We start from the raw sequence: 20,394 nt of genomic DNA, 5'->3' as shown, positions 1-20,394 counted from the left end.
GACGGCCGACGATCCAACGTGACGGCGGGCTTGCACCTCATCCCGTTGGAATGAGGCCGGGTCCGGCCGCGGCCGCGACGCTGAATCCATGCTGGAATCCCGCTCGCACCGCTGGCTGGCACGACTCTCGTTTCTCACCGCCGGCGTGGCCGGGCTGCTCGTGCTCACGGTCGCCGGGCTCCGGGCGAGCCTGCTGCTGGTGCTGACCGGCGCGATCGGCACGGCCGCCGGGCTCGCCGCCGCCTGGTGGTTCCTCACCCACCGCGGGCTGCTGCGCTGGCTGGCCGGCATGGTGGTGGTGCTCGCCCCGCTGACCGTCGCGGTGCTCTTCGCACGAGCGAACCTGATCTGGGTGGTGGTGGTCTTCGGCCTGCTCTGGGCGGGTGCCGTGACCGCCGGTAGGAGGGCGTTGGCGGTGCCCGGCGGAGACGGTGCGCCGGAACCTGTCGAGACCTCGGCGCCGCGGTCCCCGTACCTGATCATGAATCCTCGCTCGGGTGGCGGAAAGGTGGAGCGTTTCCGCCTGGCCGAGCGGGCTCGCGCGCTCGGCGCGCGGGTCTTCCTCCTGGATGGACCGGCGGTGGACGTGGCCGAGGTGGCCCGGCAGGCGATCCGCGACGGAGCCGACCTGCTCGGTGTCGCCGGCGGCGACGGCACCCAGGCCCTGGTGGCGGGAATCGCCGCGGAACACGGCGTGCCGTTCCTGGTGATCTCCGCGGGTACGCGCAACCACTTCGCGCTCGATCTCGGCCTGGACCGGGAGAATCCGGCGGCCTGCCTGGACGCGCTCACCGACGGCGTGGAACTCCGGATCGATCTGGGCCTGATCGGCGACCGGACGTTCGTGAACAACGCCTCGTTCGGTGCCTACGCGGCGATCGTGCGGAGCCCGGCATACCGGGACGACAAGATCGGGACGACGCTGGACCTGCTGCCGCAGGCGCTCACCGGTTTCCAGGATCGGCTCCGGCTCACGGTGGACGGCACGACGGTCGCCGGGCCGCAGGCGGTGCTGGTGAGCAACAACCCGTACGCCGCGGACGACATCGCCGGTCTGGGCCGGCGATACCGGCTCGACGGCGGGGTGCTCGGCGTCCTCGCGGTGACCGTGCGCGGCGCCGCCGACGCCGCCGGGCTGATCAGCGGACGGGGCCGGGCGAGGTCGCTCACCGTACGCCGTACCGGCCAGGTGGTGATCGAATCGGACGGGCCGGAGGTGCCGGTCGGCATCGACGGTGAGTCGGTCTCCCTGCCGACCCCGGTGCGCTGCTCGATCCGGCCCGGTGCGCTGCGGGTCCGGGTGCCGCGTACCCGGCCCGGCGTACCGGAGACCCGTCCCGAGATGGACTGGACACGGCTGCGGCGGCTGGCCATGCCGGGCCGGAGGGCACGTCCTCATCCGGCGCGGGTGAGGAACGATCACGCGGGCGACGGCACGATCGCGGTATGACACGAAACCCCGGGCTCCTCACCGCGATCCTGGCGGCTGCGGTCCTCGGCACCAGCGGGTGCGCCGGTTCCGAATCGGACGCTCCGGCGGTGTGCGAGAGCTTCGCGACCGTGCAGAACACGGTGACCCAGATCCGCAACGCCAACGTCTCGGAGAACGGCATCGTCGCGGTCCGCCCGTACGTCGCCGAGCTCCTCAATCAGCTCAACCAGCTCGTCCTCGACGCGCAGGCGCAGTTCAAGCCGCAGGCCGACCAGTTGCGTATCACTGTCGACCAGCTGTCCGCCAGCGTCGACGGCGCACGAGCCGATCCGGGCGCCGCCACGTTCGCCGCGGTCCGTGGCGCGATCACCGCGGTCGGTGACAGCGCCCGTGCCCTGCGCGACGCGATCGGCGGGACCTGCTGATGGAGGTCGAGGAAAGCCGCGCCACCGCCTGGGTCGGCCTCGTGCTCTTCGGCGGCATCGCCCTGGTCCTGCTCGGCACCGTGCACCTGTTCCTCGGATCGGTCGCCCTGGTCAACCCGGACGTGCTGGCCGGCACCCGCTCCGATCAGCTGCTGGGAATCTCGCTGACCGCGCTGGGCTGGCTGCACATGGCCTTCGGGGCGCTCGCCGTGATCACCGGCACCGCGCTGTTCCTCGGACAGCTCTGGGCTCGGATCGTGGCGGTCCAGCTCGCCCTGCTCATCGCCCTGGCCGACTTCCTGTTCCTGGCCGTGCACCCGGTCTGGTCGGGCGTCGGGCTGGTGCTGTCCGTCCTGGTGATGTGGGCGGTGGCCCGGCACGGCGCCGAGGTGGCGGACGCGCAGGGGAAGTGATCCTCCGCCGTCTCGACGACCTGCAACGGCGGCACGCCGCGCTGGGTTTCCCCTGGGCGGTGTTCCGCAAGTACCTCGATGATCAGGGCGTCCGCGAGGCCGCCCTGATCACCTACTACGGGTTCCTCAGTCTCTTCCCGACGGTGCTGCTCGGCGTCGCCATCGTCACGCAGGTGCTGTCCCGCCGGCCCGCGCTGCGGCAGGAGTTGATCGCCGCGATCGTGCCGCCGATGCTGCAGCCTGGGGTCGAATCCGGGATTTCCGAAATATCATCGTCTAACGTCGCTCTGATCGCCGGCGTGATCGGACTCGTCTTCTCCGGCACCGGGGTGGTCTCCTCGGCGTACGAGACACTCAACCATCTCGCCGGTGTCCCGTTCCGGGAGCGCGGGGTGATCTCCCGATACCTGCGGGTCGTCGCCGGCTTGGCCGTCATCCTGACCGGATCGGTCGCCGTCGGCCTGCTCACCGTCGCGGTCGCCGCGGTGCCGATGCTGCCGTGGCTTTCCCGTGCCGGCGCCCTGCTCGGGTCCTGCCTGGTCGCCTTCGGCGTGCTGCTGCTCGTCGCACGGCTGCTGCTGGTCCGCCGGGCGCCGTTGAACGGGCTCGTGCCGGCCGCCGCGATCGGGGCGGTGGCGGTCACCGCCCTGCTCAACCTGGGCGCCACAGTGCTGCCCGAACTCGTCCGGCGGGCCGGCCGGGTCTACGGCGCGTTCGCCACCGTGGCCGGCGTGTTCACCCTGCTCTATCTGCTCAGCAACGTGCTCGTGCTGGCCGCCGAGATCGCCGTGGTCCGGCATGCCCGGCTGTGGCCCCGCGCGCTGGACCCCGCTCGCCCGGCGCCCGCCGACCTGCGGGCCATGGAGTTGCTGGCCCGCGAGCAGGAGCGGACGCCGGGCGATCAGATGATCTACGCAAGGCGCGGCTCCTCAGACTGAGAACCGGAAGGCTGCGAACCGGAAGACTCCGAACCGGAAGACTGCGAACCGGTCGGTTGAGAAGCGGTCGGTTGAGAAGCGGTCGGCTCAGGGGTCTCCGGCTGCGCGCCCTCCGGTCGCGCCGGGACGTCTCGCGGCAGGAAGTACGCCGCCACCAGCCCGATCACCCCGGCGCCGGCCACCGCGACCATCGCCCAGACGTACGCCCGCCCCGGTGCCGCCCCGGACACCCCGGCGACCAGGATCGTGCCGGTGAGCGCCGCACCCAGCGACGATCCGAGGTTGGAGACGCTGCGCGACAGCCCGGAGATCTCACCCTGCAGGTCCTCCCGGAAGGCGGATTGCACGATGTTCACCGACGGGGTCAGCATGGCGCCCAGGCCGAGACCGATCACGAAGAGTCCGGGCAGCATCCCCCACACCCGGGCCGCGGTGCCGCCGGCCACCAGCAGCAGAGCGATGCCGGCGATGGTGATCAGGAAGCCGCCCATGACCAGTGTCCGCTGCGGCCGCCGCTGGGCCATCCGCTCGGCGCTCAGTGACGAGAGCAGCACACCGACAGTGGTCGCCGTGAACACCGCGCCGGTCTCGATCGCGTTGAAGCCCTTGACCACCTGCAGGTAGGTGGACACCACGAAGGACGTGCCCATCACCATGAGCCACTGGGTGTTCTGGGTGATCAGGCCGAGGTTGGAGGTCCGGTTCCGGAACAGTTCCAGGGAGAGCAGTGGCTCACGGCCGGCTCGTTCCTTGGCGCGTACCGAGACGAAGAACCAGGTCAGCACGAGCGCGCCGGCCACCAGCAGGCCCAGCATCGCGAGCACGTTGTCGTCGGCCAGCAGGATGCCGTTGACGATCAGGATCAGCCCGAGCGCGGAGAGCACGGCGCCGCCGACGTCGAACGGCATGGACCGGTCGGCGGGCAGCGGGTCCCGCACGGCACGGCGGCTGAGCAGCACGATCACCAGGCAGATGAGGCTCTGCAGGATGAACGCGGCCCGCCAGTCGATCGCCGATGCGACGAACCCACCGATCAGCGGGCCGGCCACGGCGCCCACCCCGCCCATCGCGCTGATCAGGCCGAAGGCGCGGGCCCGCGCGGCGACGCCGGTGAAGAGCAGCGTGGTGAGGATGTAGACCGGTGGGATCAGCAGCGCGGTGCCGACCCCTTCGAGGACCGAGTACCCGATGATCAGCATGGGCAGCCCCTGCGCGAACGAGCTGATCAAGGCGCCCGAACCGAACAGAATCAGCCCGGCGACCAGGCACCACTTGCGGCCGAGCAGGTCGGTCAGCTTCCCGCCGGGAATCATCAGCGCGGCCATCACCAGCAGGAAGAGGGTGATGGCGAGCTGCACGCCCTGGACCGTGGTGCCCAGATCCTTGCTGATGTCGGTGATCATCACATTCATGTTCGAGCCGGCGAAGCTGCAGATGAACTGCGCCAGCGCGAACGCGATGAGCGCCTGCCGTAGATGTGCCGGGAACCTTGCCATCTCGCCTCCAAAGATCAGCGTCGGTCCCGGCTCCAGCGGGGGCCGACCTCGAGCCATTCGCGCTGCCAGACCCGCGACCGGTGACGGTCGAGCAGGACCAGGCCGATCCGCCGCAGCCCGGCGAGCGCCGCCAGAAGGCAGAGGATCGTCGCCACGCCGGCCATCACTGCCTGCGCGACCGGGTCCCGGTCGACCGGAGGTCCCCGTAGCTGTCCCCGGTCGTCCACCCAGACCGAGATCGTGTCGCCGAGCCGGGCCGCCGCCCCGACCGGCACGAGTCCGCTGTGCGGCCCACCGTCCGGCCCGGTCCAGCGTGCCTGGGCGGCGCGCGGGGCAGCGGTGGCCGGCCCGCTCGCGCCGAGCGGCGCCGGCTCGCTGATGATCTCGGCCGGTACCGAGAAGATGTGGGTCCGTTCCCACTCCTCGGCGCGGACGTCGGAGAAGTAGCTGGACCGGCCGGACCACCAGCCGAGCGCCGGCGCACCGGCAAGGAAGACCATCACCAGCGTGAAGACCATCAGGCTTTCGATCCGGTCCGAACGCCGGCGCAGCGGATTCCCCATGGCGATGAGCATCGCCAGCCGATCGTGCGCCGTCCCCATTCGCAGCGGGTGATTCATCCCCGCCGGACGAGGCCTTCCGTCCTCGCTCAGGCGAGTCTCGACGTGACGAGGGGAGCTCCATGGCCGGCACCAATCCACTTCGGGTCCGCATCGCCCGGGAGAACGAGGAGGCGACCGCGGCCGGGATCTACGGGCTGATCGTCGGCGCCGCGGTCCTGGTCGCCTCACATCCGGAGACAGCCGCCGCGGCCGTGGTGGCGGAGGTGGTCACACTCACCATTTACTGGGCGGCGGAACGGTACTCCCGGATCGTCGCCGAACGCATCCACGAAGGCCACCGCCCGACCTGGCACACGGTCCGCAGACAGCTCACCACCGGATGGGAGATCGTCACCGCGTCGGCCCTGCCGCTGCTGGTCCTGGTGGTCGCCCGGCTGGTCGGCACGCAACTGGTCACCGCGGAGATCCTGTCGCTGATCTGCACCACGATCCTGCTCTGCGTGGGTGGCTGGCTGATGGGCGCGGCCGGCCGCCTCACCACCTGGGAACGACTGCTCTCCACCACGGTGGCCGGCATGTTCGGCATCTCGTTGATCGCCCTGAAAACCCTGCTGCATTAGATCCTCGGGACGGTCACGATGCGACCGGTCACCCAGCGATCGTCGCGCAGGTACCGCTCGCGTACCACGACCTCGCTCTCGTGCGCGCTGATCAGGCTCCATGAGCAGCCGATGTCATGCCGGGTCCGCCGGCTGACCGAGGTGCCCGCCACGACGAAGACCGGTCCGCCGGGCCGGAAGGCGCGCACCTCCGGCACGTGCGTGTGCCCGGCCAGCACCAGGTCGACGCGAGCCGCGCGGATGGCGTCGAGCAGCCTGTCCCGGCCGAGGATCCGGGCGGTCCCGATGGCGAGCGGCGGGTGGTGCAGCGCCAGCAGCCGCAGATCGCCGGCGGGCGCGCCGCCCAGCACCCGGACCACCATCGCGGCCTGGCGGGCGCTCACCCGCCCGTTCTTCCACCGCCACCGCGGCATCGATTGCAAACCCAGAGCGGTGAGGCCCAAGACCTGGCGGTCCGGGTCCAGGTCCGTGTCCATCCATCTCCGATAGCGACGGTACGGTCGAAGCACACGTCTCCAGCTCACCAGTGGCAGGTCATGGTTCCCGGTGACGGTGAGCAGGGGGCCGGGCAGGGCGTCGAGCAGTTCCCGGACGCGACGGAACTCGCCGGTCCGGGCGCGCATGGTGCTGTCCCCGGTGACGACGGTGAGTGCCGGCCGGGCCCGGGCGACGTCGTCCACGATGCTCTCCACCGCGCGCGGGTCGTCAGCGCCCAGATGCAGGTCGGAGAGGTGCGCGACGACGACGCTCAAGGCACCGCCGGCTCGAAGTGGCCGAGCTCGTCCGCGCCCTTCTGGATCACGCCGTAACTGGCCTCGGGCACCGGCTGCCAGGCGCCCGCCAGCTCACCGAGAGGCTCCGAGACGACCAGCCGGGTCTCGTCGGAGAGCCGGGCCAGCTGCTTGTTCTCCGGGTAGAGCGTCTGCAGGGCGGTGGTCGCGGTGCTGTAGAACAGCGACCGGCTGTGCCCTTCCGACGAGTAGCGGTAGCACCAGATGCTGTCGCCGTCGGTGGTCGCCACGGTCATCTGCAGCGGGTTCGGGACCCCGTGGGCACGGCCGACCGACTCGACCAGGCCGGCCATCCGTTCCACCGCGGCGACCGGCCGGTCCCGCAGCCCGAACGTCAGCGCCAGGTAGAACATCACCTCGGAGTCGGTGGATCCGGTCATCGCCGGGTACAGCTCCGGCGCGACCGCGAGGACCAGGTCCCGCTTGAGCCGGGCGAAGTCGTGGATGGCGCCGTTGTGCTGCCAGAGCCAGTTCTCGTAGCGGAACGGGTGGCAGTTGGTCTGCTGCACCGCGGTGCCGGTGCTGGCCCGGATGTGCGCCAGGAAGAGCGGCGAGACCGTCGATCGGGCGATCTCCCGCAGGTTCGTGTCGCTCCACGCCGGGCCGGTGCCGCGCAGGAGCGCGGGCTGGGACTGCTCGTCGACCGGGTACCAGCCGATCCCGAAGCCGTCGCCGTTCGTGGTCTCCACCCCGAGCTTCGAGTGCATGCTCTGGTCGATCAGCGAATGGTTCGGCTTGTAGAGCAGTTCCTCGAGCCTGATGGGCGTACCGGAATAGGCAAGCCAGCGGCACATGACGGGTTCCTCTCAGCGCGGGGTTTCATCGTGGTGGCCGACCCGCGCCACCGGGCTCACCCCCGGCGGATGAGTGCCGGCCAGCCAGCCTCGGAGCAGCCGGTGGACCGCGTCGGCGCCGACCAGCTCGGCCGGCGTACGCCAGGACCGCGGGTGGATCAGGACCGGCCGGTTCTGCCAGCCGCCCAGTCCGCCGTGGCAGCCGATCAGGTCCTCGAACGCGGCGACCTCCTGTGCGGCCGGATCCCAGCAGCTGTTGATCACCAGGTCGCCGGTGTTCGCGAGGCCGTCGTGGCGGCGCAGGTCGTCGGCGGCGCGCGGGCCGAACCCGAGCAGCGGGTCGAGCCCGTCGACGTGGTCGTCGCGCAGCCGGCGCCGGCCGGCCGGGCCCAGCACGACAGGGCCGTGCTCGTCGGAACGGACCATCACCCAGCCGACGCCGGGGTGGCCGGTGAGCCCGGGAAGCAGGGCCGGGTGCCGTTCCTCGATCACTTCGAGGCTCACCCGGCCGGGCAGGCGGGCCAGGTAGACGAGCGACAGGTTGCCGGAGGACGCCACGACGATCTCCGGGACGTCCGGGGGGACTGCTTCGCGCGTACCCGAGTGGTCTGGTGGGGAGAGACTGGCGCGCAGAGCGCGCGCACGTCCTTCCTGCTCGTCCTCGCGGGTCGCCACCACGTCGCCGGCGGCGGTGAGCCGGCCGATCAGCTCCTCCAGACGCAGGCCGAACCGCTGTTCGAAGGTGGCGCCCTGGCTCTGGCCGTGATCGGAGAGGACCACGAAGTGGTACGGCCGGGGCGCGGCCGCCGCGACCTGTTCGAGAGTGGCGAGGACGCCGTCGATGCCTTCCAGCGCGGCCAGCGACTCCGGCCGGGCCGGTCCGGCGTGGTGGGCGATCTCGTCGTAGTCCACGAAGTCACAGAAGATGGAGGGCGCGCCGCGCATCATCTGCTCGGCGAGGATCGCCAGGTTCAGGTGGCGCAACAGCACGTTGGTGGCGCCCCGCAACAGCACGTAGGAACCCCGGCGGCGCATCCGCGGCTGCACGTCGCGCAGCCGCTGGCGGCGGGCCTGGTACAGCTCCTTGACGATCTCGCCGACGGTCAGGATCAGCGAGCGGGTCAGCCCGAACGGATCGATCAGGTACGCGCTGACGTACCGGGACGGCGCGTTCGACCCGGCGGTGCTCATGGTCAGCAGCGAGAGGGCCGCGTCGCCGGAGAAGACGTTGCTGACACTGACGCCGCCACCGGCGAGCAGCCCACGGCCGTCCGAGCTGCGGGATTCGACGAGCGCGCTGTCCTTGGGGCGGTTCGTCACGACGAGGCGGGCGGTCGTCTTCTCGTACCATCGGAAAGCCGGAACCTGATCGCTCGCGCCGTGCAGAAGTCCTGCCTGGCTGGCCGGCGTCGTCGGCGGCAGCTGGGCGTGCCACTCCATGAGCGAGTGGCTCCCGGAGCGCAACCAGCGGCCGAGCGTGGGCAGGTTGCCGGCGTCGACGGCCCAGCGGGCCAGGGGCGCGGACAGGCCATCGATCTGGATCATGATGACGCCCGGCGTCTCGCTGCGTGCGACGTCGCGGCGGAAGCGCCTGTTGACCCGCAGCAGGTGCTGGGTGACCGAGCCGGCCTGCCCGGCGGTGACCACCCAGAGGCCGGCGCTGGTCAGGATCGCTCCGAGCCAGGACGCGCCGAACGCCGTCCAGAAACCGTCCACGTGCACGCCGGGCACCAGCCACAACGCGGCGTAGACCAGGCAGGCCTGCACGATCAGCCAGCCGGCCACCACCCCGGCCCAGCCGATCCTGGCGAAGACGCTGACCAGGGCCGGGCGCAGCACCGCGCCGAGCAGGCCGAGCAGGACCGCCGCGGCGAGCACCGCCCATCCGCTGTCCGCGCTGATGCCGGGCATCACCCCGATCGTGACGCCGAGCGCCGCGGCCCCGAGGCAGACGGTGGTCAGGGTGGCGGCGACAGGCATGCGATCAGTTTCGGGTCCGGGATCCGGCGTCACCCCATCCGTGCCGGATGAGGCTCAGCCCGGACCGGTCGCCGACCATGACGATGTGACCGAGCCGGACCGCACTTTCACGCCCGGGAGCGTGCTCGCCGCGATTCCGCGGCGGCTGCGTCCCGGCGCGGCCCTGATCCTCGGGAACCGGGCCGGCACGGTGCTGCTGCACACCGCGAGCGAGCTGTTCCGGGTGCAGATCTTCGACCGCGCGATGACCCTCGCGGCACAGGCCTTCACCTCGATCTTCCCACTCCTGATCATGATGAGCGCGATCGTCGGGAACCGGGCGCGCGACGAGCTGGACGAGGTGCTGCAGGTTCCGGACAGCAGCGCCCGGCTGATCGACGAGGCGCTCAGCGGCAGCCGTAGCAACGCGTTCGGCGTGATCGGCAGCCTCATCGTGATCATCTCGGCGACCGGCCTGGCCCGGGCGCTGACCCGCTCGTACCGGGCCATCTGGCCGGAGCGCGGGCGCCGGGCCGGGCCGGTCGCGACCGCCTGGCAGGTCGGCGCGGTCCTGCTGCTGGTGGCCTTCGTCCTCGGCGCCCGGCTGCTGGGCTGGCTCGGCGGCATGCTTCCCGCGCCGCACGTCTCCGGAGTGGTCCTGACCCTGGTGGCCGACGTGTCGCTGGCCGTCCTGCTGCCCCGCGTCCTGCTCGGTCCTGGGCTGCACCGGGCCCGGTTGCTGCTCTCCGCGGCGATCTTCGGGATTGCGATGATCGGCGTCCGTGAGGTGGGCACGGTCTACCTGCCCCGGGCGCTGCAGTCCAGCGCCGACCGGTACGGGACGATCGGGCTGGCCTTCACCTACATCGGCTGGCTCTACGTGCTCTCGTTCTGCCTGCTGCTCTGCGCGGTGGCCGGCGGTGTGCTGGCCGGCCGCGCGGAGGATCGGGCCAATTCAGAGCAGGCCGATTCAGAGCGGGCCAAATCAGAGCAGGCCTAGCTGCCGGGACAGGACGACGGCCTCGCGGCGCCGCCCGGCGCCGAGCTTCCGGTAGATCGAGCGCATGTGCGCCTTCACCGTGTTCACCGAGATACCCAGGTTCTCGGCGATCTCCCCGGCGGTCAGGACCGTCGGCAGGTACTGCAGGACCTCCAGTTCCCGCTCGCTCAGCGGCCCGGCGGCCGGCGTACCGCCGATCATCGGGATCTCGCCGGTGATCTCCGCGAGCACGGTGTCCCGGCCCGGGCCCCGCGCTTCGCTCAGCCACTGTTGCCGCTCGGCCAGGACCATCATGCGGGGTGCGTCGAACCGGTGGAACGGTTGCCGCAGCAGCTCCGGCTCCGCGTCGGCCAGGGCCCGCGACAGCGCCTCGCCGGCCCGTCCGCCGTGCCCTCTCGCGTCAGCGGCGAGCGCCGTGACGATCCAGGCCGAGACCGCCGCGACCCGGTCGGCGCCCTCACGGACCCGGGCCAGCAGCCGTTCGGCGCCGGTCTCGTCACCGGCGAGCAGGTACGCCCTGGCCAGGCAGACCTGCTCGGCCGGGAGCAGCGCGGGGATGGCCGGGCGATGTGCGTACCGGGCCACGACCGCGGCGTGGTCACCGAGGGCCAGACCGGCCTCGGCCGCTCCGAGAGCCAGCAGCCGGTCCAGCAGCGGAGCCACGAAATATGGTCCGGCCTCGGCACGGGCCCGGTGCAGCACCGCGCGGGCGGCGAGCGGCTCCCGGCGGTCCAGCTGCAGCCGTGCCCGGGCCAGCGCCACCACCACGGCCGTCGCGGCCTCCGGTTCGTCGCCGATCAAGTGCGACCCTTGGCGCAGTGAATCCTCCGCCTCGGCGTCGCGGCCTCGCTCGGCCTCGATCAGCGCCCGGGTGAGGTACGCGATCGCGGACCCCGGCCTGCTCCGCGCGTCGATCCGGCGAGCCAGATCGATGGCGGCTGTCGCGTGCTCACTCGCGGCGTTCAACGCGCCTTGCAGATAGGCCAGCAGGGACAGGTGCCCCAGCGCGTTGATCTCGACGATCGGAACCCCGGACGCCCGGGCAGCGGACGCGGCGGCCCAGAGGAAACGCTCGGCATGGTCCAGCCGGCCGGTCCAGAGCAGCCCGGCACCCTTGTGACAGAGCATCATGGCCCGGTACTGCAGGCGAGCCGGCACCTGGTCCCACCGCAGCGTGGTCAGGTCGTCGAGCAGCTGAGAGGCGACCGCGACCAGCCTCGGCATGTCGCCCCGCCAGCGGATCACCACGCCGCTCTCCAGGACGCTCAGGGCCAGATCGATCACCGCGCGGTACCGGGGGCCGCGGCCGGTGAGCAGAACGCGGGCCCGGGCGATGCGCTGCGGCATCGCGGCGATGTCACCGTCCGCGAAGGACCGGAGCGCCGCACAGAATGCCAGCTCGGCGTTCTGTGTGAGGTGGTCCGCCGGGATTCGCCGGAGAATCTGAAAGAACTCCTCCCGGTCCGCCGAGGCGAAGAGCTGCAGCCCTCGGTCGACCACGAGACGGGCGACGAGTCCCCAGTCACCGCCGGACGCGGCATGGGAGATCGCGGTGAGCCCGTTGCCGGTCGCGGCGTGCCACTGGGCGGCCAGCAGATGAGTCCGCGACGTCCGCTCCGGCTCGGCCACGGCGAGCTGATGCCGCATGACCGCACGGAACATGCCGTGATAGCGAAACCAGCGACCCTGCCCGATGCGTTCGACGAACAGGTTCGCCTGGGCCAGCCGCTCCAGGGTCCGGTGGCCGTACCGCTGGCCGGTGAGCGCCTCGGCGAGTTCCCCGCAGATCCGGTCCGGCACGCTGGTCCGCAGCAGGAATTCGCGGAGCCCCGTCGGCTGGGCCGCCAGCACCTCCCGGACCAGATAATCCTCGACCGCATCGGCGACACCGCCGGATCCGGCCGGCTCCTCCAGGCCCAGACGCAGCCCGGCGCCCCACCCCTCGGTGTTCCGGACCCGGCAGGCCACCTCTTCCATCGACGGGTGGTTTCCCCGCGCCGCCAGCAACTGTGCCGCCTCCTCGATCCGGAACGCGAGCGCCGGAGCGCCGATCTCGGTCAGCTCCCCCGCGGCACGGATCCGGTGCAGCGGAACACCCGGCTCGGTCCGGCTGATCAGCACGAAACGCAGCCGCTCGGGCAGGGTCTGCACGATCGCGGCCAGACCGTTCAGCGTTCTCGGATCCGTCACCACCTGCAGGTCGTCGAGGACGACGACGAAGGGCCGGCGAACCCCGTCGAGCAGGTACCGGCGGAGAGCCGGATCGTCGCCCGGCTCGGGCAACCCGTCCGCGCCGGCGAGGCGCAACGCCATGAACAGGTCCGGCCAGAACGCCGCCGGGTCGTTGTGCCGGTCCTCGCACGTGAGCCAGGCGACCGGCTCGGAGACGGAGCGGCTGCCGGCCCACGAAGCGGCCAGCGCGGTCTTGCCCCAGCCCGGCCCGGCACAGATCACCGTGACTGCCCGGCGTACGCCCGCGTCGAGCGCGCCGGTCAGACGTGGCCGCCATAACACGCCCTGCGGCGGCCGTGGTGGAACGGATCGGTCGGGCCTCGGTATGGAATGAACAATTCGTGCCAGTTCCGGCATGTAACCACCCCCACAGCGTGGCGCGGCCTCCGGCACTCCGTTTCGCGGACGGAAACGCCTGTTGCCCCACGCCTTGTTCGTGAACGCCGCCCTGGCCCGCGGGCTACACCTCGCGCCGGCCGGCCGCCGACACGCCTGCAACACGAAGCGTCACTGTCCACTGGGGATTCGCGCCGCGACTCCGATGGAGTGATCGTGAGGATTACGGAGGGTGAAGCACCTGCGAACCTATCCCCGCAACCGAAGCACAGAGGGTGCGCGAGCAGCAACCCCTCGTGTTGGCCCAATCATCGAACGTAGTGCTCAACATGCAAGTTGCACGTTTACGGAAGTGTCGGAAATACAACTTGGCGAACGACAGTGCAGATCGCCACGGCCCGTTTCTCATCCGGCCCGCATGAGGCGCCTCCGCGCCGGGCCCGCAGGTCAGATCAGGTTGAGTGAGCGGGCCCGGCGTACCGCCTCGTTGCGCCGGGACGCCGACAGCTTGCGCAGGATGCTCCGCACGTGCGTCTTCACCGTGTTGACCGAGACGTACAGCGAGGCGGCGATCTCCTCGGTCGGGAGCATGGCGGCCATCCCCTTCAGGACGTCCAGCTCTCGTTTGCTCAACGCCTCCACCACCACCGGCTCGGCCGCCACCACCGCGGCGGCGCCGGTGTGCGCGGCTCCCGGCACCGCGCCGATCATGCCGAGTTGCACCGCCAGCCGGTCGTCGTCGCGCATCAGCCGGCGCAGCTGACCCCAGGCCTGGTGCACCGGGCGCCGCTGGTTCTCGGCGGCGGCCACCCGCAGCGCGCGCCGCAACGCCTCCCGGGCGTCCGTCGCGTCCTCGTCCTGCGCCGCGAGCACGGCGAGCAGCAACCAGGCGTCGAGGGCGACCGGCGCCGGAACCCCAGCGGTATCCGCGACGGCGCGGGCCAGGCCGAACGCCGATTGCCTGTCGCCCTGGTTCATCACGAGGGCGGCCCGCACCACAGCGACGTCCGGAAGGGCCGGATCGGAGCAGCGCTCCAGCACCACCGCGGCGGATTCCACCCGGCCGCCCGCGATCAGCAGCCGCGCCTGGCCGAGCAGCACCTCACGGGCGAGCCACGCCGGCGCGGCCATGCCGGCGCCGGACTGCTCGGCGGCCCGCAACGTGTTCACCGCGCCGCGCAGCTCACCACGAGTGTGCAGGCGGCGGGCCCGCACGACGGCGTACCCGAACATCGCGGGCGCGCCGGCCTCCGGGCCGCACAGCGGCTGCGCCACCCGCAGGTGCCGGTCGGCCGCCTCGATGTCGTATCGCTCCAGGGCGACCCAGGCCAGAGCCACCTCGGCGATGCCCGGCCGCTCGCCACGACCCAGCCCGGCGTCGGCGGCGAGTTCCAGGGCCTGCCGCGCGGCGTGCTCCGCCCGGCCCAGCCGGCCCCGGTACGCCTCGACCAGCGCCAGCTGTCCGAGACAGTCGATCCGGATCGACTCGCATCCGGGCACGATCGTCGCGGCCGCGTCGGCCAGCACGTCGACCGCCGCTTCGACGGCGCCGGCGTTGTTCAGCGCGGTGCCCTCCGCCGCTCGCAGAAGGACGCGCAGCTCGGGGTGCCGGGCCAGCCGCTCGGGTGGCGCCACGGCGAGGAATGTCTCGGCGACCGAGACCAGCTCACCCACCCGTTCCGATTCCGGGCCGCCGGCCAGGAGCAGGATCTGCACGAGGAAGCCGGTCAGGGTGAGCCCGTCGCCACAGGTGCTGCCGTCCACGGCAAGCAACTTGCCGGCGTACGCGAGAAGCTCGGCCGCGCGGTCCGGACGCCCGTCGCCGTAGGCGATCGCGGCCTGGACCATCACCGCTTCCGGCAGCTCCACGTGCTCCGGCATGGCGGTGAAGAATCCGCCCAGCCGGCCCGCGCTGCCTTCGCTCACGAGCTTGCCCACCGCGTAGTCCTCGACCACCATGGCCGCCGCCGACCCCCAGTCGCCGGCCTGCGCGGCGTGACCGACCGCCTCCGCGAGCCGCCCCTGCTCGGAGAGCCAGGCCGCGGCCCGGGTGTGCAGCAGCGGCACGTCGTCCGGCTCCGACCAGACCAGCTGCGCACGCAGCAGCTCGGCGAAGAGCCGGTGGTACCGGTACAGGTCGGAGCCCTCACCGACCGGTTGGATGAACGCGTTCTCCCTGGTCAGGGTGGAGAGCAGGCGGCTCGCGTCGGAACGGTCGGTGACCGCTGCGGCGAGCGCCGGAGTGAAGGTGTCCAGCACGCTGGTCTCCAGCAGGAAACGCCGCACCTCCGGCGTCTGCAGGCGCAGCACCTCGCCGACGAAGTACTCGGCGATCGTGGACTCGCCTCCCGAGATCGTGTCCACCATCCGTTTCGCGTCCGGGCTGCCCTGCAGCACACAGGCGCAGAGCCGGATGCCGGCGGCCCAGCCCTCGGTGTGCTCGAGCAGCAGGGTGAGCTCCGGCACGCCGAGATCGACACCGTGCAACTCCATCAGCTCGGCGGCCTCGGTGGCGCTGAACGCCAGGTCGGCCGTGCGTAGCTCGCGGAGCTGCCCGGCGAGGCGGTACCGGTAGATCGGCAGCGGTGGATCCCATCGCCCGGTCAGCACCACCCTCAGCCGGCGCACATGACTGATCAGGAAATCCAGCTCGACCGCCCAGTCGCGACCGGCCAGCTGCGAGGTCCCGTCGAGGACCAGGACGACCGGGGTGGGCTGCTCGTCGATCGCGGCGGCAAGCCGGCCCAGGGCGACGCGGCCGGCCACACCGCCGGGCGACGCGGGAACGGCCACGCCGGCACGGCGAAGGCCCTCCATGATGTACGGCCAGAAGGCCGAGGGCTGCTCGTCGCCGGGCTCACAGGTGATCCAGGCGATCGGCCAGTCCACCACCCCGCTGCGCGCCCAGGATGCCAGTAGCTGCGTCTTGCCGCTGCCGGCCAGTCCGGTGACCAGGGTGACCGAGCTTTGGACGCCCTCGGTCACCCTGTCCAGCAGGCCGGGCCGGGCCACCATGAACGGCGGCGCCGCCGGGACCATGAACTTGGAGTCGAGTAACGAGCTGTCCACGTCGAAACCAGATGCTCCGGGCAGATCCGCGATCAATTCCATAACCACGTGTTGTCCTTCCGAAGGCCGACCCCGTGCGATCTCCTCGTACAGACTCGTCGCGGTGACTCACCCGCGCATCGTCCGGATCGGATAGTCGTGACCCTCGGTGTGGCAGCCGTTACTCCACGGTCAGGACGTGCGCTCCCCACGGTGGCAGGTCCACGAAGAGACCGTTCGCGACGAGATCGTCACCGTCGCGTTCAAAAACCCGGCCGTCGAGCAGGTTGGTCAGCCGCCAGGCCCGTCCGGCGAGTGCCGGCCAGGGCAGCCGGACGTTGCCCTGCGAATCGTGCGCCGCGAAGTTGATCACGATCACCTGCCGGGGCGCGTCGTCGTCGTACCAGGCCCAGGCCAGCACGTCACGGTGTGACGCGTTGTCCGGCCAGCCGTCGCAGCCGAGCAACCGCCAATCGCCCCGCCGCAGCGGTGCGGTCAGCGCGAGCAGCCGGTGGTAGAACTCCCGCAGACCCAGGTCGGCCGGCTCGTCGCGGTACCGGTTCAGGAAGACCGGAAGGTGCGCCCGGCGTCCCTCGAACTGGCCGTCGTGCCAGAGGATCGCGCCGGGCAGCGTCGCCACCGCGATCGCCGCGGCGCGGTCCCGGCCGCCCGGCATCGTGGTGGCGGCCCGTGGCTCGTCGTGGTTCTCCAGGAAGCGGATCAGCCGGTCCTGGTAATCGCGGCCGGCGGCGAGGTGGGTGCGGACCGCGTCGGCGTTCTCGTGCACGAGCCGGTCGTAGAGCCGCTTGTCGTAACAGAAGTCGAAGCCCTGCTGCTGGAGCGTCCACTCCATGTCCCAGTACGCCTCGGCGATCAGCACCAGGTCCGGGTTGACCGCCCGGACCGTCGCGAAGATCGACGGCCAGAACTCCTCGCTGGGTGCCGGGCCGGCGTACCTGCCCCAGGTGCGGGCGAAGATCTCGTTGGTGAGCAGCATGGCCATGTCGCAGCGCACCCCGTCGCACTGCTCGCCGATGTCGATCAGCACCGCCGCGGTCGCCTCCCGCAGGCCGGGCGCGAACGCGTTCAGCTGGGCCACGTCCGGCCAGGCCGGGAAGAGCGGATCCCGGCCGTGCGCCAGCACCCGCCCACCGGTGGTGAACCAGCTCGCCGGATCGGCGGCGAGGTCCTCCGGGGTGCCCTCGATGTACCACTCCGGGTGCTCCACGGTCCCCGGGTGATCCGGCGCGGTGTGGTTCGGCACGTAGTCGAGCACCAGGCGCAGACCCCGCGAGTTCAGCTCGGCGCGCGCTTTCGCCAGCCCGTCCCGGCCGCCGAGCCGGTCGTCGACGGCGTACCGGCGCACACAGTACGGCGAACCGGTCACGTCGTCCGGGGTGAAGTCCGGCAGCGCCTCCCGGAAGGCCCGTTGCAGGTTCTCGTCCGCGTGGGCCAGGGCCAGGCCGGCCGGGCTGCGCTCCCAGACGCCCATCAGCCAGACCGCGTCCAGCCCGTCGGCCGCTACCTCGTCCCAGATCTCGCCCGGCACCTCGGCCAGGGTGACCGTGCGGCCCAGCCGGCGGCTCAGACCCTCCAGCCACGGCCACGTGTCGATCTCGTAGATCGCCAGCGCAGAAGGCCACCCGCTCATGTCGACTCCTCCGTGTCCACCACGGGAAGCTGGTGCAGCATCCCGGCCATCCCCTGTTCCAGCAGGTCCGTCCCGGCCAGCCCGGCGAAGACGTTGGGGAAGAGCGCGACCAGCCCGGTCCAGCCGGTCTGGTGGGCCGCGCCGAGACCCGCGCCGTTGTCGCCGTGGAAGTACTCCGAGAAAAGGATCAAATCCCGCCAGTGCTCCGAGGCGAAGACCTTCTGGCCACCGTAACAGGGCCGATCGCCGTCGGCGCCGGGCAGGAATATCCGGGTCTGCCGCTCGGAGAGTTCCCGGGCCACCTCGAACAGGTTCTTCTCGTCGCCGGAGCCGGTCGGGCACTCGATCGTGAAGTCGTCGCCGTACGCGAGATAGAGGTTGAGCAGTGCCCGGATCATCAGGATGTTGGCCGGGAACCAGATCGGCCCGCGCCAGTTGGAGTTGCCGCCGAACATCGCGCTGTCCGACTCGGCCGGCTGGTACCCGACCCCGTACGTCTGATCGCCCACCCGGAACTCGAACGGGTGCTCGGCGTGGTGCCGGGAGAGCGAGCGGATCCCGTACGGGCTGAGGAACTCGTTCTCGTCGAGCATCCGGGTCAGGATCCGGCGCAGGCGGCTCTCGTCGAAGAGCGCCAGCAGATGTTCACCGCGCTGCCCCTGAACCCGGCCCGGCATCAGCACCGAACTCACGCTCGGATGGCGGTCGATGAAGTCCCGCATGCCGTCGAGCAGCTGCGGGTGCCGCGCGGTCAGCGCCGGGTCGTACACGGTGGCGGCGGCGAGTGGCAGCAGGCCGACCAGCGAGCGCACCCGCAACCGCTGCGCGCTGCCGCCGGGCAGCCGGAGCAGGTCGTAGAAGAAACCGTCCTCCTCGTCCCACATGGTCGCGCTGCCGGTCTCGTGGTTCACCGCCACCGCGATCCAGGCGAAGTGCTCGAAGTACGCCTGTGCCTGCTCGGCGTAGACCGGGTCGGTCTCGGACAGCTCCAGTGCGATCTTCAGCATGCTCTGGCAATACAGCGCCATCCACGCGGTGCCGTCCGCCTGGTCCAGGTATCCGCCGGTGGGCAGCGGCGCGCTCCGGTCGAAGACGCCGATGTTGTCCAGCCCCAGGAAGCCGCCCTGGAAGACGTTGTTGCCGTCGTGGTCCTTGCGATTCACCCACCAGGTGAAGTTCTTCGCCAGTTTGTGGAAGACCGACTCCAGCCAGGCGTGGTCGCCGACGCCGTTGCGGGCCTTGTCCAGGTCGTAGACCAGGCCGGTGGCCCACGCGTGCACCGGCGGGTTCACGTCGCTGAAGTTCCATTCGTACGCCGGGATCTGCCCGCTCGGGTGCAGGTAACGGCGGCTCAGCAGCAGGTCCAGCTGCTTCTTGGCGAAACCGAGGTCGACCAGGCTCAGAGCGATCGTGTGGAAGGCCAGGTCCCAGGCCGCGAACCAGGGGTACTCCCACTTGTCCGGCATCGAGATCACGTCGTGGCAGATCATGTGGAACCAGTCGCCGTTGCGCAGGTCGCGGGCCTGCAACGGGTCCCGGCCGTGCTCGGTGAGCCAGCGTTCCACGTCGTAACCGAAGTACTGCTTGCTCCAGAGCATCCCGGCCATCGCCTGGCGGGCCACCTGGCGCTCGTCGTCGGTCAGTGCTGGGGCGAAGCACTCGGCGTAGAACTCGTCGGCCTCGGCGATCCGCCGGTCGATCACCTGATCAACCGCGGATGCCGGCACATCACCCACGGTCTCGCCGAAACGCAGCCGGATGACCGAGGATCCGCCGGCCGGCACGTCCAGAGCGACGTCGAAAGCGGCCTTGGTGCCGGTCTCCGCCGGGTTCACCGCTTCCTTCTCCCCGCTGATCACGTACCGATGGAAAGCGTCCTTGCGATAGGGGCCGTCGGTCTCGTTCTCGGTGAAGAGCACCGGGTGGTCGCCCACGACGGAGAGGAAACGGGTTCCGGTCCGCTCGTGCACGGCCTCGACCGCCGACCGGCCGGGCACCGAGCGCAGCTCCGGCCGTGCTCCCCCGGAGGTCCCCCATGACCAGGTGTTGCGGAACCAGATCGACGGCAGGACCCGCAGTGAGGCGTCGGCCGGCCCGCGATTGTGCACGGTGATCCGGGCCAGGATGTCCTCCGGGCCGTCCTTCGCGTACTCCACCACCACGTCGAAGTAGCGGTCGTCGGCGAAGATCCCGGTGTCCATCAGTTCGTACTCGAAGCCGTCGCGTCCCCGCCCGCCGTTCGTCGCGACCAGGTCGTTGTAGGGGAACTCGCGCTGCGGATACTTGTAGACCATCTTCTGGTACGAGTGAGTGGGCGTCGCGTCGACGTAGAACCAGTACTCCTTGACGTCCTCGCCGTGGTTGCCCTCGCTGTTGGTCAGCCCGAAGTACCGCTCCTTGAGGATCGGGTCGCGGCCGTTCCACAGGGCGAGCCCCAGGCAGACCGACTGTTCCTCGTCGCAGAACCCGGCGATGCCGTCCTCACCCCATCGGTACGCCCGGGAGCGGGACTGGTCGTGAGTCAGATGGTTCCAGGCGTCCTGGTCCTGGCTGTAGTCCTCGCGGACGGTGCCCCATTGCCGCTCGCTGAGGTACGGACCCCAGCGTCGCCAGGGCGCAGTGCCTGTGTCGGCGTCGTGCAGGCGCCGATGCTCGGCGCCGGTATGAGAGGTGGCCATGCCGAGAAGAGTCGGCCC

The 20,394-nt window shown here is 71.1% G+C and carries 15 protein-coding genes; 6 read left to right on the top strand and 9 right to left on the bottom strand.

Annotated elements, in window-relative coordinates; all coding sequences use genetic code 11:
* Positions 1–88 precede the first annotated feature (88 nt).
* From ACQP2E_RS09420 to ACQP2E_RS09405, 4 genes are read left to right on the top strand one after another with little or no spacing between them, the layout of a single operon-like run.
* On the top strand, positions 89–1,450 hold the full coding sequence (locus tag ACQP2E_RS09420) for a diacylglycerol/lipid kinase family protein (RefSeq protein ID WP_433829900.1): 1,362 nt from the start codon (positions 89–91) through the stop codon (positions 1,448–1,450).
* Complete coding sequence (locus ACQP2E_RS09415) at positions 1,447–1,857, top strand: hypothetical protein (protein WP_433829898.1); 411 nt, start codon at positions 1,447–1,449, stop codon at positions 1,855–1,857. Before ACQP2E_RS09420 ends, ACQP2E_RS09415 begins: the two co-directional genes overlap by 4 nt.
* Positions 1,857–2,270, top strand: a complete 414-nt coding sequence (locus tag ACQP2E_RS09410; RefSeq protein ID WP_433829896.1) for a DUF7144 family membrane protein — start codon at positions 1,857–1,859, stop codon at positions 2,268–2,270. The genes ACQP2E_RS09415 and ACQP2E_RS09410 overlap by 1 nt, the downstream gene beginning before the upstream one ends.
* Positions 2,267–3,208 (top strand): YihY/virulence factor BrkB family protein, encoded by a 942-nt coding sequence (locus tag ACQP2E_RS09405; RefSeq protein ID WP_433829894.1) that lies wholly within the window; start codon positions 2,267–2,269, stop codon positions 3,206–3,208. The genes ACQP2E_RS09410 and ACQP2E_RS09405 overlap by 4 nt, the downstream gene beginning before the upstream one ends.
* Here ACQP2E_RS09405 and ACQP2E_RS09400 read toward each other — a convergent pair.
* Both ACQP2E_RS09400 and ACQP2E_RS09395 read right to left on the bottom strand, forming a co-directional pair.
* Entirely contained in the window at positions 3,181–4,704 is a 1,524-nt protein-coding gene (locus tag ACQP2E_RS09400) for an MFS transporter (RefSeq protein WP_433829892.1), read from the bottom strand. The genes ACQP2E_RS09405 and ACQP2E_RS09400 overlap by 28 nt on opposite strands.
* Before the next feature lie 14 nt (positions 4,705–4,718).
* Positions 4,719–5,267 carry an Rv1733c family protein gene (locus ACQP2E_RS09395; protein WP_433829890.1) on the bottom strand — a complete coding sequence of 183 codons (549 nt, stop codon included), beginning with the start codon at positions 5,265–5,267 and terminating at the stop codon, positions 4,719–4,721.
* Between the two features lie 119 nt (positions 5,268–5,386).
* Between ACQP2E_RS09395 and ACQP2E_RS09390 the strand changes: the two genes are divergently transcribed.
* Positions 5,387–5,887 (top strand): hypothetical protein, encoded by a 501-nt coding sequence (locus tag ACQP2E_RS09390; protein ID WP_433829888.1) that lies wholly within the window; start codon positions 5,387–5,389, stop codon positions 5,885–5,887.
* On the opposite strand, the gene ACQP2E_RS09385 is transcribed toward ACQP2E_RS09390, so the two are convergent.
* Genes ACQP2E_RS09385 through ACQP2E_RS09375 form a run of 3 tightly spaced genes read right to left on the bottom strand, consistent with a single transcriptional unit; the run spans position 5,884 to position 9,452 of the window.
* Positions 5,884–6,639, bottom strand: coding sequence for a metallophosphoesterase family protein (locus ACQP2E_RS09385; protein WP_433829886.1), 756 nt, complete (start codon positions 6,637–6,639; stop codon positions 5,884–5,886). The genes ACQP2E_RS09390 and ACQP2E_RS09385 overlap by 4 nt on opposite strands.
* Positions 6,636–7,472: a class II glutamine amidotransferase gene (locus ACQP2E_RS09380; RefSeq protein WP_433829884.1), complete on the bottom strand. Its 837-nt coding sequence runs from the start codon at positions 7,470–7,472 to the stop codon at positions 6,636–6,638. Before ACQP2E_RS09380 ends, ACQP2E_RS09385 begins: the two co-directional genes overlap by 4 nt.
* Positions 7,473–7,484: 12 nt before the next feature.
* Positions 7,485–9,452, bottom strand: a complete 1,968-nt coding sequence (locus ACQP2E_RS09375) for a phage holin family protein (protein WP_433829882.1) — start codon at positions 9,450–9,452, stop codon at positions 7,485–7,487.
* An 85-nt stretch (positions 9,453–9,537) separates the two neighbouring features.
* Between ACQP2E_RS09375 and ACQP2E_RS09370 the strand changes: the two genes are divergently transcribed.
* Complete coding sequence (locus ACQP2E_RS09370) at positions 9,538–10,431, top strand: YihY/virulence factor BrkB family protein (RefSeq protein ID WP_433829880.1); 894 nt, start codon at positions 9,538–9,540, stop codon at positions 10,429–10,431.
* On the opposite strand, the gene ACQP2E_RS09365 is transcribed toward ACQP2E_RS09370, so the two are convergent.
* The 4 genes from ACQP2E_RS09365 to ACQP2E_RS09350 all read right to left on the bottom strand — a co-directional run bounded on the left by ACQP2E_RS09365 (position 10,417) and on the right by ACQP2E_RS09350 (position 20,376).
* Positions 10,417–12,945: a LuxR C-terminal-related transcriptional regulator gene (locus ACQP2E_RS09365; RefSeq protein WP_433829878.1), complete on the bottom strand. Its 2,529-nt coding sequence runs from the start codon at positions 12,943–12,945 to the stop codon at positions 10,417–10,419. The two genes, ACQP2E_RS09370 and ACQP2E_RS09365, sit on opposite strands and share 15 nt — an antisense overlap.
* 501 nt (positions 12,946–13,446) lie before the next feature.
* The gene (locus ACQP2E_RS09360) at positions 13,447–16,110 is read right to left on the bottom strand and encodes a LuxR C-terminal-related transcriptional regulator (RefSeq protein ID WP_433833860.1); all 2,664 of its coding nucleotides are present in this window, start codon (positions 16,108–16,110) and stop codon (positions 13,447–13,449) included.
* Positions 16,111–16,228: 118 nt separating this feature from the next.
* Positions 16,229–17,698: an alpha-amylase gene (locus ACQP2E_RS09355; protein WP_433829876.1), complete on the bottom strand. Its 1,470-nt coding sequence runs from the start codon at positions 17,696–17,698 to the stop codon at positions 16,229–16,231.
* Positions 17,695–20,376 (bottom strand): MGH1-like glycoside hydrolase domain-containing protein, encoded by a 2,682-nt coding sequence (locus ACQP2E_RS09350; protein ID WP_433829874.1) that lies wholly within the window; start codon positions 20,374–20,376, stop codon positions 17,695–17,697. The genes ACQP2E_RS09355 and ACQP2E_RS09350 overlap by 4 nt, the downstream gene beginning before the upstream one ends.
* Positions 20,377–20,394: the final 18 nt, after the last annotated feature.

The sequence above is a fragment of the Actinoplanes sp. CA-015351 genome (assembly GCF_050955685.1).
GTDB lineage: Bacteria > Actinomycetota > Actinomycetes > Mycobacteriales > Micromonosporaceae > Actinoplanes.
The sequence above is the reverse complement of the archived record's forward strand: the minus strand, read 5'-3'. Positions and strand labels throughout refer to the sequence as shown.

Coding starts and splice junctions, on each gene's coding strand:
- ACQP2E_RS09375 (WP_433829882.1), bottom strand. CDS start 9,452: ATGCCTGTCGCCGCCACCCTGACCACCGTCTGCCTCGGGGCCGCGGCG.
- ACQP2E_RS09360 (WP_433833860.1), bottom strand. CDS start 16,110: ATGGAATTGATCGCGGATCTGCCCGGAGCATCTGGTTTCGACGTGGAC.
- ACQP2E_RS09390 (WP_433829888.1), top strand. CDS start 5,387: ATGGCCGGCACCAATCCACTTCGGGTCCGCATCGCCCGGGAGAACGAG.
- ACQP2E_RS09400 (WP_433829892.1), bottom strand. CDS start 4,704: ATGGCAAGGTTCCCGGCACATCTACGGCAGGCGCTCATCGCGTTCGCG.
- ACQP2E_RS09410 (WP_433829896.1), top strand. CDS start 1,857: ATGGAGGTCGAGGAAAGCCGCGCCACCGCCTGGGTCGGCCTCGTGCTC.
- ACQP2E_RS09380 (WP_433829884.1), bottom strand. CDS start 7,472: ATGTGCCGCTGGCTTGCCTATTCCGGTACGCCCATCAGGCTCGAGGAA.
- ACQP2E_RS09355 (WP_433829876.1), bottom strand. CDS start 17,698: ATGAGCGGGTGGCCTTCTGCGCTGGCGATCTACGAGATCGACACGTGG.
- ACQP2E_RS09420 (WP_433829900.1), top strand. CDS start 89: ATGCTGGAATCCCGCTCGCACCGCTGGCTGGCACGACTCTCGTTTCTC.
- ACQP2E_RS09415 (WP_433829898.1), top strand. CDS start 1,447: ATGACACGAAACCCCGGGCTCCTCACCGCGATCCTGGCGGCTGCGGTC.
- ACQP2E_RS09395 (WP_433829890.1), bottom strand. CDS start 5,267: ATGGGGAATCCGCTGCGCCGGCGTTCGGACCGGATCGAAAGCCTGATG.
- ACQP2E_RS09350 (WP_433829874.1), bottom strand. CDS start 20,376: ATGGCCACCTCTCATACCGGCGCCGAGCATCGGCGCCTGCACGACGCC.